The sequence below is a fragment of the Piscinibacter gummiphilus genome, from assembly GCF_002116905.1.
Lineage (GTDB): Bacteria > Pseudomonadota > Gammaproteobacteria > Burkholderiales > Burkholderiaceae_C > Rhizobacter > Rhizobacter gummiphilus.
Genome location: NZ_CP015118.1, coordinates 3342357 through 3356446, shown reverse-complemented (window position 1 = coordinate 3356446; position 14090 = coordinate 3342357). Strand labels below are relative to the sequence as shown.

The window sequence follows — 14090 nt, the reverse complement described above, 5'->3', positions numbered from 1 at the left end:
GTCCGCAGTTCGTCGGCGGAACGAAAGGCCTTCACATGATGATCGCCCGCGCATTCGCTGCGTCCTGGCTCGCGTTGGCCGCGGGCAGCTGCGTGGCGGCCGACTGGCGCTATGCCCTGGGCGTCCATGACGTCGGTGTGCCGGACGTCGATTCCCACAGCTTCGGCTTCAACGGCAGCGTGGCGCTGGACACGCACCTCGACAACGGCCGGCACCTGCTGGTCGACACGGACCTCTTCCTCGACCGCGACAAGGACCAACTGGACCCCGACCACATCCCGCTCTGGTGGCAGTTCCACCTCGGGTCCGACGGAGACTTCTGGCGGGGCCACGGGCTGCGCGCCGGCTGGACCGCCGACATCCACACCCGCGCGAACACCGTCAGCGGGATCGAACGGCAGATCACTGCGTTGCCCGCCCTGGTCGCCACCTACGACGGTCATGGGCTCCTGGCCTCCCTCGAGGCAGGCGCGGGGTGGTTCTTCCTCGAGATCGACGACGACGCGCCGCGGGTCCAGGGTTACGACCGGAGCACCTTGCGGAACAGCACGTTCGCGTACGCGGCCACCGCGCGGCTCGCGCTCCGGCTCGGCGACGCGTGGACGCTCTCCGGCCGCGCGCGGGAATGGCGGGACCACCACCAGACGCTCGAAACCCAGTACCAGGGGGCGGTGCGGATGGAGGCGTCCCGCTGGCTGGCCGACACCTACTTCAAGCAGCCCGCGCTGGTACTCAGCGCGGACTACTACCGGTACAACCTGGACGTCTACAACCGCCCTGGCGTCCCGCCCATCCTGCGCTGGAACGACGACCTGGTGGTCCGGCTGGCGGTGGAGAGCCGGTGGTGAGCGGCCTCAGGGCGGCGCTGGCTTCCGGAGTAGTCCATGTAGGTGCCGACGGGGTACCCGTCGGCCTTCCCGAGCAGGTCCTCATCGGGGGCCGCGCGGGCGGCCGTGGCGAGCAGGACGGCGGCGGCAACGCCGCCGCCGAGGCGGATGAGCAGGTTCGTCGCGACACCTGCCCGCGGTCACGCCGTCGCAGCTTCGGCCGAGTCCTTCTTGCCGGTCACCGCGCCGATGCCGAGGAACACGGCCACCGCCGCCAGCACGGCCCAGAAGCCGTAGTGGTTCCACAGGCCTCGCTTGGCGTGGCTGTAGGCGTACTGCGGGTCGGCGGCGAGCTTCGTGCGCAGTTCGTCCGGCAGGCTCGTGTAGGTGTTCTCGTTCTCCACGCCCACGAGTTCGCAGTCCCACGTCCAGACGTCGGCCCAGAAGACGCCGAAGTGGCTGCACTTGTAGCCGACCTTCAGGTCCTTGATCTTCGGGATGGCCTCGATCACCTCGGCCGGGAAGGGCGCGACCTCGAACAGCTCGTCCCCCGTGTTGATGACCCCGATGCCCTTCTTGGCGTGGGCGGGGGTGGCGATGGCACCAAGGCACAGGGCCACGGTGGCGAGCAGAAGGCGAACGGACATGACTGGACTCCCAGGAACAGGTGTGTTGAAGGATCGAGAGGTTGTCGCCGCCGGGGTGGATCGATGCCCGCCCTCATCCGGCCCGCGGATTGTGGGGCAGGGGGCGGGTGACTTTGGTCGCCCTGATGGGGGAAGCGCTAACCCCCGGCCGAGGCCTCCGGATGCCGCTCCCGCCATGCCCGCAGGTCCTGCCGGTACGCATCCATCGCGAGGTCGTGCAGGTCGAAGATGCACGGATCGCAGCCATTGCCGCAGCATTCGTCGAGGTCGGGCGGCTCCGGGGCCACGGGCATCGGGTCCGGATCGGGCAGGGCGGTCGTCGTCATGGTGACCCATTGTCCCGCACTGCGCGCGGTATGCTGGCCGCTCCCCCGATGCCTCGACGAACGAACCTCGCATGTCCGACCAGATGTCCCTGATGGGATTCGATCCCCCGCCGGTGCCCACCGACCGCCTGTTCCTCGCGCTGCTGCCGGATGCGCCCGCGCGACAGAGCATCGCCCAGGCGATCGAGGGGCTGCGGGCGGACCACGGGCTCACTGCCAAGGCCGTGCAGCCGGACAAGCTGCACGTGACGCTCTTCCACGTGGGGGACTTCCCCGGCATCCCTCCGGGCCTGCTCGACAAGGTGCACGCCGCCGCGTCGCAGGCCGCGCGGGTGGCGCCGTTCGAGGTCGCGTTCGACCGGGCCGCCAGCTTCTCGGGCCGGCCGGGCAACCGGCCGTTCGTGTTGCGGGGCGGCGAGGCGCTCGCACCGCTGGTCGCGTTCCAGAAGTCGCTGTCGGATGCGCTGGCCCGCGTCAACATCGTGCGCAAGGAGCGCGTGTACACGCCCCACGTCACGCTGCTCTACGACGACCCGCTGGTGCCGGAGCAGGCCGTGGCCCCCGTCTCGTGGACGGTGTCCGAGTTCGTGCTGATCGACAGCCTGATGAACCAGCCGGTCAAGCGCTACGACGTGCTCGCGCGCTGGCCGCTGTCGGGCTGACTCAGATGGATCGCATCAGGCCGCCGTCCACGCGGAGGTTCTGTCCGGTGATGTAGGCCGCGCCTTCGGACGCGAGGAACGCGATGGTGGCGGCGATCTCCTCGCTGGTGCCGTAGCGCTGCATCGGCACGTTCGCACGGCGGTCGTCCTTCTCGGGCAGGCTGTCGATCCAGCCGGGCAGCACGTTGTTCATGCGCACGTGGTGCGCGGCATGTTCGTCGGCGAACAGCTTCGTGAAGGCTGCAAGGCCCGCGCGGAAGACGGCCGAGGTCGGGAACATCGGGCTCGGCTCGGCCACCCACGCCGTGGAGATGTTGACGATGGCGCCTCCGTTCTGCTTCACCATGTGGGGCGTGACGAGCCGCGTGGCGCGGATCACGTTGAGCAGGTAGACCTCCATCCCGGTGTGCCACTGCTCGTCGGTGAGTTCGAGCACCGGCGCACGCGGCCCGTGGCCGGCGCTGTTGACGAGCACGTCGATGCGACCCCAGCGTGCGACCGTGAGGTCCACGAGGCGCTGCAGGTCCTCGGTGGACCGGTTCGACCCGGTCACCCCGATGCCGCCCAGTTCCCGGCCCAGCGCTTCGCCCTTGCCCGACGAGGACAGGACGGCGACGCCGAATCCGTCGGCCGCCAGCCGGCGCGCCGCCGCGGCGCCCATGCCGCTCCCACCACCGACCACCACCGCGACTTTCTGGGACATCTGGATTTCCTCGAAGAACCTGTTGGACCGCGCATGTTAAGCCGGCGGAGGCGGCAAGTTTTGCCGGGGCTCAGCCCATGGTTGAAACGCCGGCCGCGACTGCTTAGAGTCATCACGCCGGATCGACGGCACGCGGCTGGGAGGCCCCATGAACACGAAGATTCATGCAGTTCGGTCGGCCGCGCTCGCGGCGTTGTTCTGTGCCGCCGCGAATGCCGCGACGGCTGGCCTCGCGGAGTTGCGATGGGCCAGCCGCGACGGCGAGGGGCTCATCGTCTTCGACCAGTCCGTGCCGGACAGCGACCCCACGTTCAACGAGGGCCTCTTCATCGGCACCATCGTGAGCTACAACGTGCTGGGCTGGGACGAGAACATGGTGCCCGCGCGGTTCGCGGGCACGGGCGGCACGATGTTCAAGCGTGCATGGCCCAGCACCACCTGCCCGGCCACCTTCGATTGTCCCGAAGAGTCGTACACGACGCTGATCCAGCTCGGCACGGCGACGCCGGGCGCTCCGAGCCGGTGGCAGGTGAACTTCAACCTCGCGGAGTCCGGCGAGCCGGACGAACACCTCCCGTTCTTCGAAGATGGCCGCGGCTGGTCCTACGGCCATCTCTCCAACCCGTCGCAAACGCGTACCTACTCGACGTTGGGCCTCGCGGGGTACATCAGCCTCAGCCCGCTGGCCACGCCGGTGCCGGAGCCCGGCACGCTGGCCCTGTTCGGGCTGGGACTCGCGGCGATCGCGGGCCGCCGCGCCATCCGCGGGCACGGAGACTCCCGGTGAACGCCCGCCGCGCATTCGCCGCGGCGATGCTCGCCGCGTGGCTCGCCTCGCCGTCCGCCGCCGCCATCGGCACGTACCGGCTGCAGGACATCAGCGCAGGCGGCACGCTGCAGTTTTCGGTCGGGATCGACAACCAGGGCGGCGTGCTGGCCGAGTCCTGGCACTGGGCCGCCGGGGGCTACTACACGAGCCCGGCGACCGGGGTCGTGCTGCTGACCGATCCGATGGTGCCGGGCGTGCCACCCAACACCGTGCCGAACACGCCGCGTGGCGCGGACATCAACGCCGCCGGCGTGATCACGGGCACCTGGTACCCCCTGGGCGAGGTGCGCGCGTTCCGATACACGAGTGACGGTGGCATGCGCGACCTGGGCCTCTCGGGCGTCGAGGGGAACGGCACCGACGACGCGGGAAACACGGTGGGCCGCTTCCGAGGCGGGACCGGGCGCGATTACTTCGTCGCCGACCCCGGCGGCAACCTGGCCGTGCACACCGCGCCCGTCGCGCTGGCGGGCATCGCGGGGCTGCGCAACGACGGCGTGATCGTGGCGAACCGCCAGCACGCGACCGATTCCGAACGCCCCGTGGCCGGCCTGCTCGAGAACGGCACGTGGCGCGACCTCGCGACCGGTGGCGCGTACTCGAGCCACGCCATGGGCTTCAACGAGCAGGGGGCCGTCGTCGGCATGCAGGCCGTCTACTCGGACATGGCCGGCATCCCGATCCAGCATGCCTTCGCGTACACGCCCGAGGCCGGCGTCGTGGACCTCGTGGACGCCATGCCCTGGCTCAACCAGTTCAGCACCGCCGCGGCGGTCAACGAACAGGGGCTGGTCGTCGGGTACGGCGCGCGCGGTGACATGTGGGAGACCTTCTCGTTCCTGCACGACCTCTCCACGGGCCAGCTGGTCGACCTCGCGAGCGTGCTGTTGCCCGGCACCGCGGCCGGGTGGACCAACATGTACCTCGTCGACGTGAACGATTCGGGCCAGATCGCGGGCTGGGGCCAGTTCGAGGGGAACGTCCGCGCGTTCCTGCTGTCGCCGGCGGCGCCCGTGCCGGAGCCGGCCACCGCGCTGATGATGGCACTGGGCCTTGTCGCCCTGGGGGCGGCCACGCGCCGGCGGATCAGGTGACCGCCGCGACGGGCGCCGGCCGCGACACCGCGGCGGCCACCGCGTTCTTCACCGCGATCACCTCCGCCATGATGCTCACCGCGATCTCCGGTGGCGTGCGGCTGCCGATGTCGAGGCCCACGGGGCCGTGCAGCCGCCGCATCTGCGCCTCGGTGAGCCCGAAGTGGGCCGTCAGCCGCTCGCGGCGCGACACCTGGTTGCGCCGGCTGCCGATGGCGCCCACGTAGAAGGCCTCCGACCGCAACGCCTCCATCAGCGCCAGGTCGTCGAGCTTCGGGTCGTGGGTGAGGGCGACGATGCAGGTGCGGGCGTCGGGGCGCATCGCGGTGACGACGTCGTCCGGCATGCCGGTGACGAGGGCCGCGCCCGCGACGCTCCAGGCGTCACGGTGCGCCTCGCGCGGGTCGCACACGGTGACGTCGAAGCCGCTGAAGAGCGCCATCGTGGCGAGGCACTCGGCCAGCTGGCCGGCACCGATCAGCAGCATGCGGTACGCCGGGCCGAAGGTGTTGCTGACGACGCCGTCCGCCACCCGCAGGCCCTCGGGCCGGTGCAGCGGCTGCTGCACCACGGCACCGTCGCTCAGGCGCACCGCGCGTCGCACGAGGCGGCCTTGCGACACGGCCTCCACGAGGTCGTCGAGCGCGTCGGCGTCGGGGTCGTGTTCGAGCAGCAGTTCCAGCGTGCCGCCGCAGGGCAGCCCGAAGCGGTGGGCCTCGTCGGCGGTCACGCCGTAGGTCACGAACCGGGGCGGGGCTTCCGCCATCGGGTGGTGCCGATGGCGCTCGACGAGGTCGTCCTCGATGCAGCCGCCGCTGACCGACCCCACCACGGCGCCGTCGGCCGACAGCGCCATGATCGAGCCCACGGGACGCGGCGACGAGCCCCACGTGCGCACGACCGTGGCGAGCAGCGCGTGCCGTTCCGCGCGCCGCCAGTCGCGCAGCTGCCGCAGCACGGCGAGGTCGAGGTTCTCCATCAGGCGACGGCCGGCAGGCCCGGGAGGAGCTTGTCGAGCGTGATGGGGTAGTCGCGCACGCGCACGCCGGTGGCGTTGTAGACCGCGTTCGCGACGGCCGCGGCCACGCCGCAGATGCCCAGCTCGCCCACGCCCTTGGCCTTCATCGGCGACGACTGCGGATCGGTCTCGTCGAGGAAGACCACCTCCTGGTGCGGGATGTCGGCGTGCACGGGCACCTCGTAGCCGGCGAGGTCGTGGTTCACGAAGAAGCCGCGGCGGTGGTCCACCGCGAGCTCCTCCATCAGCGCCGCGCCCACGCCCATCGACATCGCACCGATCACCTGGCTGCGGGCCGCCTTGGGGTTCAGGATGCGGCCCGCCGCGCACACCGCGAGCATGCGCCGCACGCGGATCTCGCCGGTCGCGGCGTCCACCGCCACCTCGACGAAGTGCGCGCCGAAGGTGGACTGCTGGGCCTTCTGGCCGAGGTCGCCGTATTCCATGAAGTCCTCGGCGACGAGGCCGTCGGGGCCCGCCACCTCGGCCAGCGTCACCGAGCGGTCGCCCAGCTGCACGCGGCCGTCGGCGAACACCGGCTCGCCCGACATGAAGCCGGCCTTGCGGGCCACCGACTGGCGCAGCTTCACGCACGCGGCGTACACGCCGGCGGTGGCGCTGTTGCCGCCCCACTGCCCGCCGGAGCCGGCCGACACCGGGTAGGTGGAATCGCCCAGGCGCACCGCCACGTGGTCCAGCGGGACGCCCATCATTTCGGCGGCGGTCTGCGCGATGATGGTGTAGCTGCCCGTGCCGATGTCGGTCATGTCGGTCTCCACCGCGACCCGGCCGCGCGCGTCGAGGCGCACCCGCGCCGCCGACTTCATCACGAGGTTGTTGCGGAATGCCGCGGCCACACCGTAGCCCACCAGCCAGCGGCCGTCGCGCGTGCTGCCGGGCCGGGGATTGCGCCGGCTCCAGCCGAAGCGCTCGGCGCCCAGGCGCAGGCATTCGACGAGGCGGCGCTGCGAGAACGGCCGGCCGGGCTTCTCGGGGTCGACCTGCGTGTCGTTCACCACGCGGAACTCGACCGGGTCGAGCTTCGCGCGTTCGGCCATCTCGTCCATCGCGATCTCGAGGGCCATCAGGCCCGGCGCCTCGCCGGGCGCGCGCATGGCGTTGCCCTCGGGCAGGTCCAGCACCGCGAGGCGGGTGGCGGTCAGGCGGTTCGCGCCGGCGTAGAGCAGGCGGGTCTGGTTGACGGCCGTCTCGGGGCCACCGCCGGGCAGGTCCCCGGACCAGCCCTCGTGGCCGATCGCGGTGATCTTCCCCGCGGCGTCCGCGCCGATGCGGATGCGCTGGATCGTCGCGGGCCGGTGCGTGGTGTTGTTCATCATCAGCGGGCGCTGCAGGGCCACCTTGACGGGCCGGCCGGCGGCCTTCGAGCCGAGCGCGGCGAGCACCGCGTCCGCCCGCACGAACAGCTTGCCGCCGAATCCGCCGCCGATGAACGGCGAGACGAGGCGCACGCGGTCGGCCGGGATGCCCAGCGTCTTCGCGAGGTCGCCCACGCTCCACGCGATCATCTGGTTCGACGTCCAGACCGTGAGGTGTCCGCCGTGCCATGCGGCGGTGGACGCATGGGGCTCCATCATCGCGTGGGACTGGTCGGGGGTGGTGTACGTGGCGTCGAGGGTCAGGGGCGCGGCGGCGAAGGCCGTGGCGAAGTCGCCCACGGCGGTGTCCGGCGGGCCGCTGAAGTCGTTGGGCTTCGGGGCCTTGGCGCCATCCTTCGCGGCCGACAGGTCGAACTGGCCGCGCGTCGCGACGTACTCGACCCGCACCAGCTGCGCGGCCGCCCGGGCCTGCTCGAACGTGTCGGCGACGACGAGCGCGACGGCCTGGTGGTAGTGCTGCACGCCGGGGCCGGCGAGCAGCCGCGCGGTGTTGAAGTTGCCCTTGCCGAGCTTGCCGGCGTTCGCGCCCGTGACGATGGCGCGCACGCCGGGGGCGGCGCGCGCGGCGGCCAGGTCCATGGACACGATGCGGCCCTTCGCGATGCCGGCGCCCACGACGACGCCGTACGCGGCGTCAGGCACGGCGTCGTGGCGTTCGTACGCGTAGCGGGCGGTGCCGGTGGTCTTCAGCGGGCCGTCGATGCGGTCGGTGGGCTTGCCGATGACCTTGAGCTGGTCGATCGGGTTGGTGGTGGCGGGGGTGTCGAACTTCATGGGTCAGGTCCTCGCGGAAGCGATGGCCGCGGCGAGCGTGCGCTCGACCAGCGGCACCTTGAAGGCGTTGTCGTCGGTGGGCGTCGCGCCCGCGAGCAGCTTCGCCGCCACCGCGGGCGCGCCGCGCGGGAACTCGGCCTCCGCCGCCTCGACGCGCCACGGCTTGTGGGCGACGCCGCCGACCGCGACGCGGCCCGTGCCGTCGCGTTGCACGATGGTGGCCACCGACACCAGTGCGAAGGCGTACGACGCCCGATCGCGCACCTTGTGATAGGCGTGGATGCCGCCCACCGGCGGCGGCAGCGTCACGGCCGTGACCAGTTCGCCGCGTTCCAGCACCGTCTCGACCTGGGGGGTGTCGCCGGGCAGGCGGTGGAAGTCGGCGATGGGGATGCGGCGCATCTGGCCGTCGGGGCGCACCGTCTCGACCGTGGCGTCGAGCACCCGCATCGCGACGGCCATGTCGCTCGGGTGGGTGGCGATGCAGGCCGTGCTGGTGCCGATCACGGCGTGCTGCCGCGTGATGCCACCGATGGCACTGCAGCCGCTGCCGGGCTGCCGCTTGTTGCAGGGCTGGTCGGTGTCGTAGAAGTACGGGCAGCGGGTGCGCTGCAGCAGGTTGCCGGCCGTGGTCGCCTTGTTGCGCAACTGGCCCGAAGCGCCGGCCAGCAGCGCGCGCGACAGCACGCCGTAGTCGCGGCGCACGCGGGCGTCGGCCGCGAGGTCGGTGTTGCGCACCAGCGCGCCGATGCGCAGGCCGCCCCCGTCGACGGGTTCGATCTTGTCCAGGGGCAGGGCGTTGACGTCGACCAGGTGCACCGGCGCCTCGACGCGCAGCTTCATCAGGTCGAGGAGGTTGGTGCCGCCGGCGATGAACTTCGCGCCGGGCTGGCGGGCCGCGGCCGAGGCGGCGGCGGCCGCGGTGGTCACGCGCTCGTAGGTGAAGGGGTTCATGAGGCGCTCCCGGCGACTTCGGTGATCGCGTCGACGATGTTGGAATAGGCGCCGCAACGGCAGATGTTGCCGCTCATGCGCTCGCGCAACTCCTCGGCGGACAGCAGCGGCCGGACGTTCAGGTCGGCGCTGACATGGCTCGGGATGCCCGCCTTCACCTCGTCGAGCACCGCCACGGCCGAACAGATCTGTCCCGGCGTGCAGTAGCCGCACTGGTAGCCGTCGTGTTTCACGAAGGCCGCCTGCATCGGGTGCAGCTTGCCCGGCGCGCCGAGGCCTTCGATCGTGGTGACCTTCGAACCCTCGTGCATGACCGCGAGTGACAGGCACGCGTTGATGCGCCGGCCGTCGGCGATGACCGTGCAGGCCCCGCACTGGCCGTGGTCGCAGCCCTTCTTCGTGCCGGTGAGGTGCAGGTGCTCGCGCAGCGCGTCGAGCAGCGTGGTGCGGGTGTCGAGTTCGAGTGTCTGCGCGGTGCCGTTGACCGTGAAGGACACCTTCATCGTGGGCACGCCCGACGCGGGTTTCGACGACGCGGGGGCGCCCGGCGCGGCGGCCGCGGGGCCGGTGGCCACCGTGGTGGAGGCGGCGCCGGCGCCTGCGATCAGCAGGTCGCGGCGCGAGAGGTTCAGGTCGATGCTCTTTTCCATGGGTCCGTTCCTGGTTGGCGTCGGGCTGACGGGGGGACGGATGCCGGTGGCAAACGGCGTGCCTCGCCGGCTCCTGCGGGACGGACGACTGTAGGGCGGGGGCGGGGGGCGGACTAGGGTGTGCCGCCTTGAGGCAGCCGCAAGCGGTGCTTGCCAATCGGCCGAACGAAAACGGCCTCGCCCCGGGTGGGGGCGAGGCCGTCGGCGCGGAAGGATGCGGTGCGGGTCAGCTGCCGCTGCCGCTCGCGGGCGCGAGGGATGGCGGCGGCGCGGGTGCCGCGGACTGCGGCGGCGCGGTGGGGTCCGGCGTGGGCGGCTGCTGTCCCGGCGTGTCCCACGGGCCTTCACCCGGCGGGATGAACGGCAGGTGGTGTGCGATGCCCTTGTGGCAGTCGATGCAGGTCTTCTCCTTCGTCTCGAGGTACTTCGTGTGCATGGCCTGCGCGCGCGGGCTCTGCCGGGTGAAGTCCATCGACTCGTAGTTGTGGCAGTTGCGGCACTCGAGCGAGTCGTTCGCCTTGAAGCGGGCCCACTCGTGCTTGGCGAGTTCGAGGCGCTTGTCGAGGAACTTCTCGCGGGTGTCGATCGTGCCGAAGATCTTGCCCCACACTTCCTTCGATGCCTGCATCTTGCGGGCCATCTTGGAGGTCCAGTTGTGCGGCACGTGGCAGTCGGAACACACCGCGCGCACGCCGGAGCGGTTGCTGTAGTGGATGGTGGTCTTCAGCTCAGCGAAGACGTTGTCGTTCATCTCGTGGCAGCCGGTGCAGAACGTCTCGGTGTTCGTGAGTTCCATCGCGGTGTTGAAACCGCCCCAGAACACGATGCCGGCGACGAAGCCGGCCACGGTGAGCACACCGAGGCTGATGTGCGTGGCGGGGCGGGAAATGATCTTCCAGTAGCGCTTGACGAGTTCGATCATGGGCAGACCCTGCGTCTATTTCTTCGCGTTCGTCGGGGAGGGGCGGCCGTTGCGGACCACGGTGTCCACGTCCTGGAACGTGTTCTCCACGATCGGCTTCACCGGCTCCTGGGCCACGTGGCACTGCTGGCAGAAGTAGCGGCGCGTCGAGATCGTGGGCAGCACCTTCCCCTGGCGGTTGATGTAGTGGGTGGGGCTCACCGGGGTGGCCTGGCTGATCTCCGTGCGCGTGCGCGCGTGGCAGTCCAGGCACTTGTTGAAGGCGCGGTCCACCTGGTAGCCGTCGACCCGGTGCGGGATCGTGGGCGGCTGCATGTCGTAGTTGCGCGGCCGGCGCTGGTCGTCGTTGACCCAGTTCGTGAGACGCGGGGGTTCCGTGGTCTCCATGATGGGCTTCGGGCCGCGCGCCGCATCGGTGAACGGTTCGGCCGCCGCGGCACCCGCGGCCAGCGCGAGCACGAACAGGAGGACGCGGGCGATCACGACGCCACCCCCACCTTCGTGATCTTCACCGCGCACTTCTTGAAGTCGGTCTGGAACGACATCGGGTCGGTGGCGTCGAGTGTGACCTTGTTGATCAGCTGGCTGGCATCGAACCAGGGCACGAACACGAGGCCGCGCGGCGGCTTGTTGCGGCCCCGGGTCTCGACGCGGGTGCGCATGGCGCCGCGCCGCGAGGCGATCTCGACCTCGGTGCCGCGCCGCAGGCCGAGCGCCTTCGCGTCGTCGGGGTGCATGTAGCAGACGGCATTGGGCACGGCCTTGTGCAGTTCGGGCACGCGGCGGGTCATCGAGCCCGAATGCCAGTGTTCCAGCACGCGGCCGGTGGACAGCCAGAACGGGAAGTCCTTGTCGGGGGCCTCGGCCGGCGGCTCGTAGGGCAGGGCGAAGATCAGCGCCTTGCCGTCCTTGTGGCCGTAGAACTGATAGCCGGTGCCGGCCTTCACGTACGGGTCGCTGCCTTCCTTGTAGCGCCACCGCGTCTCCTTGCCGGCGACCACGGGCCAGCGGATGCCGCGGGCCTTGTGGTAGTCGTCGAAGGGGGCGAGGTCGTGGCCGTGGCCGCGCCCGAAGGCCGCGTACTCCTCGAACAGGCCCTTCTGCACATAGAAGCCGAAGTGCTTGACCTCGTCGTTGGCGTAGCCGGCTTCCATCTGCGACGACGGGAACTTGTCGACGTTGCCGTTGCGGTACAGCACGTCGTACAGGGTCTTGCCCTTGAGCGCGGGCATCTTCGCGAGCAGCTCGGCCGGCCACACCTCGTCGGTGGTGAAGCGCTTGGAGAACTCCATCAGCTGCCACAGGTCGGAGCGCGCCTCGCCCGGCGCGGTGACCAGCTGGTGCCAGAAGTGCGTGCGGCGTTCGGCGTTGCCGTACGCGCCTTCCTTCTCGACCCACATCGCGCTCGGCAGGATCAGGTCGGCTGCCACGGCGGTGACCGTGGGGTAGGCGTCGGACACCACGACGAAGTTGTCGGGGTTGCGGTAGCCCGGGTAGCCTTCCTGAGTGAGGTTGGCGGCCGCCTGCATGTTGTTGTTCACCATGACCCAGTAGGCGTTCAGCTTGCCGTCCTTGAGCATGCGGTTCTGCAGCACGGCGTGGTAGCCGGGGACGTCGGGGATGGTGCCGTGCGGGATCTTCCAGATCTCCTCGGCGTGTTCGCGGTGCTGCGGATTCGTGACCACCATGTCGGCGGGCAGCCGGTGCGCGAAGGTGCCCACCTCGCGCGCGGTGCCGCAGGCCGACGGCTGGCCCGTGAGCGAGAACGGGCTGTTGCCGGGCGTGGCGATCTTGCCGGTCAGCAGGTGGATGTTGTAGACCATGTTGTTCGCCCAGACCCCGCGGGTGTGCTGGTTGAAGCCCATGGTCCAGAACGACATCACCTTGACCTTCGGGTCGGCGTACATCTCGGCCAGCGCCTCGAGCCGGTTCTTCGGCACCCCGGTCAGCTTCGCGGTGTACTCGAGGTCGTACTTCGAGACGAACGTGGCGAACTCGTCGAAGGTCATCGGCTTGGAGCCGCCCGGGTCCTTCGCGTTCTTCGCGGCCTTCTGCAGCGGGTGTTCCGGCCGCAGGCCGTAGCCGATGTCGGCGTTGCCGAGCCGGAACGACGTGTGCTTGTCGACGAACTCGCGGTTCACGCGGTTCGTCTTGATGATGTGGTGGGCGATGTAGTTGAGGATCGCGAGGTCGGTCTGGGGCGTGAACGTCAGCTCGATGTCGGCGAGTTCGTACGAGCGGTGCTCGAACGTGGACAGCACGGCCACGCGCACGTGCTCGGCGCTCAGGCGACGGTCGGTGACGCGGGTCCAGAGCACCGGGTGCATCTCGGCCATGTTGCTGCCCCACAGCACGAAGGCGTCGGCCGCCTCGATGTCGTCGTAGCAGCCCATGGGCTCGTCCATGCCGAAGGTGCGCATGAAACCCACCACGGCCGAGGCCATGCAGTGCCGGGCGTTCGGGTCGATGTTGTTGGAGCGGAAGCCGGCCTTCATCAGCTTGAGGGCGGCATAGCCTTCCCATACGGTCCACTGGCCCGAGCCGAACATGCCGACGGCGGTGGGGCCCTTTTCCCTGAGCACGCGCTTGAACTGCGCGGCCATGACGTCGAACGCCTCGTCCCAGGAGACGTGTTCGAACTCGCCGTCCTTCGCGTACTTGCCGTTCCTCTTGCGCAGCAGCGGCTGGGTGAGCCGGTCGTTGCCGTACATGATCTTCGACAGGAAGTAGCCCTTCACGCAGTTGAGGCCGCGGTTCACCTCGGCCTGCGGGTCGCCGTGCGTGGCGACCACGCGGTTGTCCTTGACGGCCACCATCACGCCGCAGCCGGTGCCGCAGAAGCGGCAGGGCGCCTTGGACCACTTCAGGTTCGCGGGGCCCGGCTCCTCGGCGGGCAGCTGGGCGGAAGACGCGATCGGGACGCCTGCGGCAGCGCCGGCGGCGGCCGCGGCGGTGCGCTTAATGAAGTCCCTGCGGACGATCGACATCGGGCAACTCCTCATTCATGGATTCGAGCGTGTCGGCGCACTGGTAGACCAGGGCCGCGTTGATGACCCCGTCGATGCGCTGGATGGCGGCGATGGTGTCGAGGATCGGGCCGCTGCCCGGGGCCTCGAGCGTCACCACCAGCTTGCCGAGCGCGGCCACCGCATGGATCTCCGCGCCGGGCAGCGTGGCGACCTGGTCGGCGACGGCGTCGACACGGTGGGGCAGGGTGTGCACGACGAGGCTGGCGATGTGCCATTCGTCGCGTGTCTCGGGGACGATCGGGATGACGCGCATCGCGG

The 14090-nt window shown here is 70.5% G+C and carries 15 protein-coding genes; 4 read left to right on the top strand and 11 right to left on the bottom strand.

Annotated features, from left to right (window positions below; translation table 11 throughout):
• Positions 1 to 35 precede the first annotated feature (35 nt).
• The gene (locus A4W93_RS15005) at positions 36 to 848 is read left to right on the top strand and encodes a hypothetical protein (protein ID WP_085751366.1); all 813 of its coding nucleotides are present in this window, start codon (positions 36 to 38) and stop codon (positions 846 to 848) included.
• Between the two features lie 179 nt (positions 849 to 1027).
• Here the strand turns inward: A4W93_RS15005 and A4W93_RS15000 are convergent, their stop codons facing one another.
• Together A4W93_RS15000 and A4W93_RS14995 are read right to left on the bottom strand one after the other, a co-directional pair.
• On the bottom strand, positions 1028 to 1474 hold the full coding sequence (locus A4W93_RS15000; protein ID WP_085751365.1) for a hypothetical protein: 447 nt from the start codon (positions 1472 to 1474) through the stop codon (positions 1028 to 1030).
• A 137-nt stretch (positions 1475 to 1611) separates the two neighbouring features.
• Positions 1612 to 1800 carry an oxidoreductase-like domain-containing protein gene (locus A4W93_RS14995; RefSeq protein WP_085751364.1) on the bottom strand — a complete coding sequence of 63 codons (189 nt, stop codon included), beginning with the start codon at positions 1798 to 1800 and terminating at the stop codon, positions 1612 to 1614.
• A 71-nt stretch (positions 1801 to 1871) separates the two neighbouring features.
• Between A4W93_RS14995 and thpR the strand changes: the two genes are divergently transcribed.
• Entirely contained in the window at positions 1872 to 2462 is a 591-nt protein-coding gene (gene thpR, locus A4W93_RS14990) for an RNA 2',3'-cyclic phosphodiesterase (RefSeq protein ID WP_085751363.1), read from the top strand.
• Position 2463: 1 nt separating this feature from the next.
• Here thpR and A4W93_RS14985 read toward each other — a convergent pair whose 3' ends face one another.
• The gene (locus tag A4W93_RS14985; protein WP_085751362.1) at positions 2464 to 3165 is read right to left on the bottom strand and encodes an SDR family oxidoreductase; all 702 of its coding nucleotides are present in this window, start codon (positions 3163 to 3165) and stop codon (positions 2464 to 2466) included.
• A gap of 148 nt (positions 3166 to 3313) precedes the next feature.
• Here A4W93_RS14985 and A4W93_RS14980 point away from each other — a divergent pair, with 148 nt between their 5' ends.
• Both A4W93_RS14980 and A4W93_RS14975 read left to right on the top strand, forming a co-directional pair.
• Entirely contained in the window at positions 3314 to 3952 is a 639-nt protein-coding gene (locus tag A4W93_RS14980) for a PEP-CTERM sorting domain-containing protein (protein ID WP_085751361.1), read from the top strand.
• Positions 3949 to 5088, top strand: coding sequence for a DUF3466 family protein (locus tag A4W93_RS14975; protein ID WP_085751360.1), 1140 nt, complete (start codon positions 3949 to 3951; stop codon positions 5086 to 5088). Before A4W93_RS14980 ends, A4W93_RS14975 begins: the two co-directional genes overlap by 4 nt.
• Here A4W93_RS14975 and A4W93_RS14970 read toward each other — a convergent pair.
• From A4W93_RS14970 to A4W93_RS14935, 8 genes are all read right to left on the bottom strand, one after another.
• Positions 5081 to 6067, bottom strand: a complete 987-nt coding sequence (locus A4W93_RS14970) for an XdhC family protein (protein ID WP_085751359.1) — start codon at positions 6065 to 6067, stop codon at positions 5081 to 5083. The two genes, A4W93_RS14975 and A4W93_RS14970, sit on opposite strands and share 8 nt — an antisense overlap.
• Positions 6067 to 8277, bottom strand: a complete 2211-nt coding sequence (gene paoC, locus A4W93_RS14965; protein ID WP_085751358.1) for an aldehyde oxidoreductase molybdenum-binding subunit PaoC — start codon at positions 8275 to 8277, stop codon at positions 6067 to 6069. Before paoC ends, A4W93_RS14970 begins: the two co-directional genes overlap by 1 nt.
• A 3-nt stretch (positions 8278 to 8280) precedes the next feature.
• Positions 8281 to 9231, bottom strand: a complete 951-nt coding sequence (locus A4W93_RS14960; RefSeq protein WP_085751357.1) for an FAD binding domain-containing protein — start codon at positions 9229 to 9231, stop codon at positions 8281 to 8283.
• Positions 9228 to 9881 (bottom strand): aldehyde dehydrogenase iron-sulfur subunit PaoA, encoded by a 654-nt coding sequence (gene paoA / locus A4W93_RS14955; protein WP_085751356.1) that lies wholly within the window; start codon positions 9879 to 9881, stop codon positions 9228 to 9230. The genes A4W93_RS14960 and paoA overlap by 4 nt, the downstream gene beginning before the upstream one ends.
• Before the next feature lie 226 nt (positions 9882 to 10107).
• Complete coding sequence (locus A4W93_RS14950) at positions 10108 to 10803, bottom strand: cytochrome c3 family protein (protein WP_085751355.1); 696 nt, start codon at positions 10801 to 10803, stop codon at positions 10108 to 10110.
• Between the two features lie 15 nt (positions 10804 to 10818).
• Positions 10819 to 11286, bottom strand: coding sequence for a nitrate reductase cytochrome c-type subunit (locus A4W93_RS14945; RefSeq protein ID WP_085751354.1), 468 nt, complete (start codon positions 11284 to 11286; stop codon positions 10819 to 10821).
• Entirely contained in the window at positions 11283 to 13790 is a 2508-nt protein-coding gene (gene napA / locus A4W93_RS14940) for a periplasmic nitrate reductase subunit alpha (protein ID WP_085751353.1), read from the bottom strand. The genes A4W93_RS14945 and napA overlap by 4 nt, the downstream gene beginning before the upstream one ends.
• Positions 13762 to 14085 (bottom strand): chaperone NapD, encoded by a 324-nt coding sequence (locus A4W93_RS14935; protein ID WP_085751352.1) that lies wholly within the window; start codon positions 14083 to 14085, stop codon positions 13762 to 13764. The genes napA and A4W93_RS14935 overlap by 29 nt, the downstream gene beginning before the upstream one ends.
• Between the last annotated feature and the right edge of the window lie 5 nt (positions 14086 to 14090).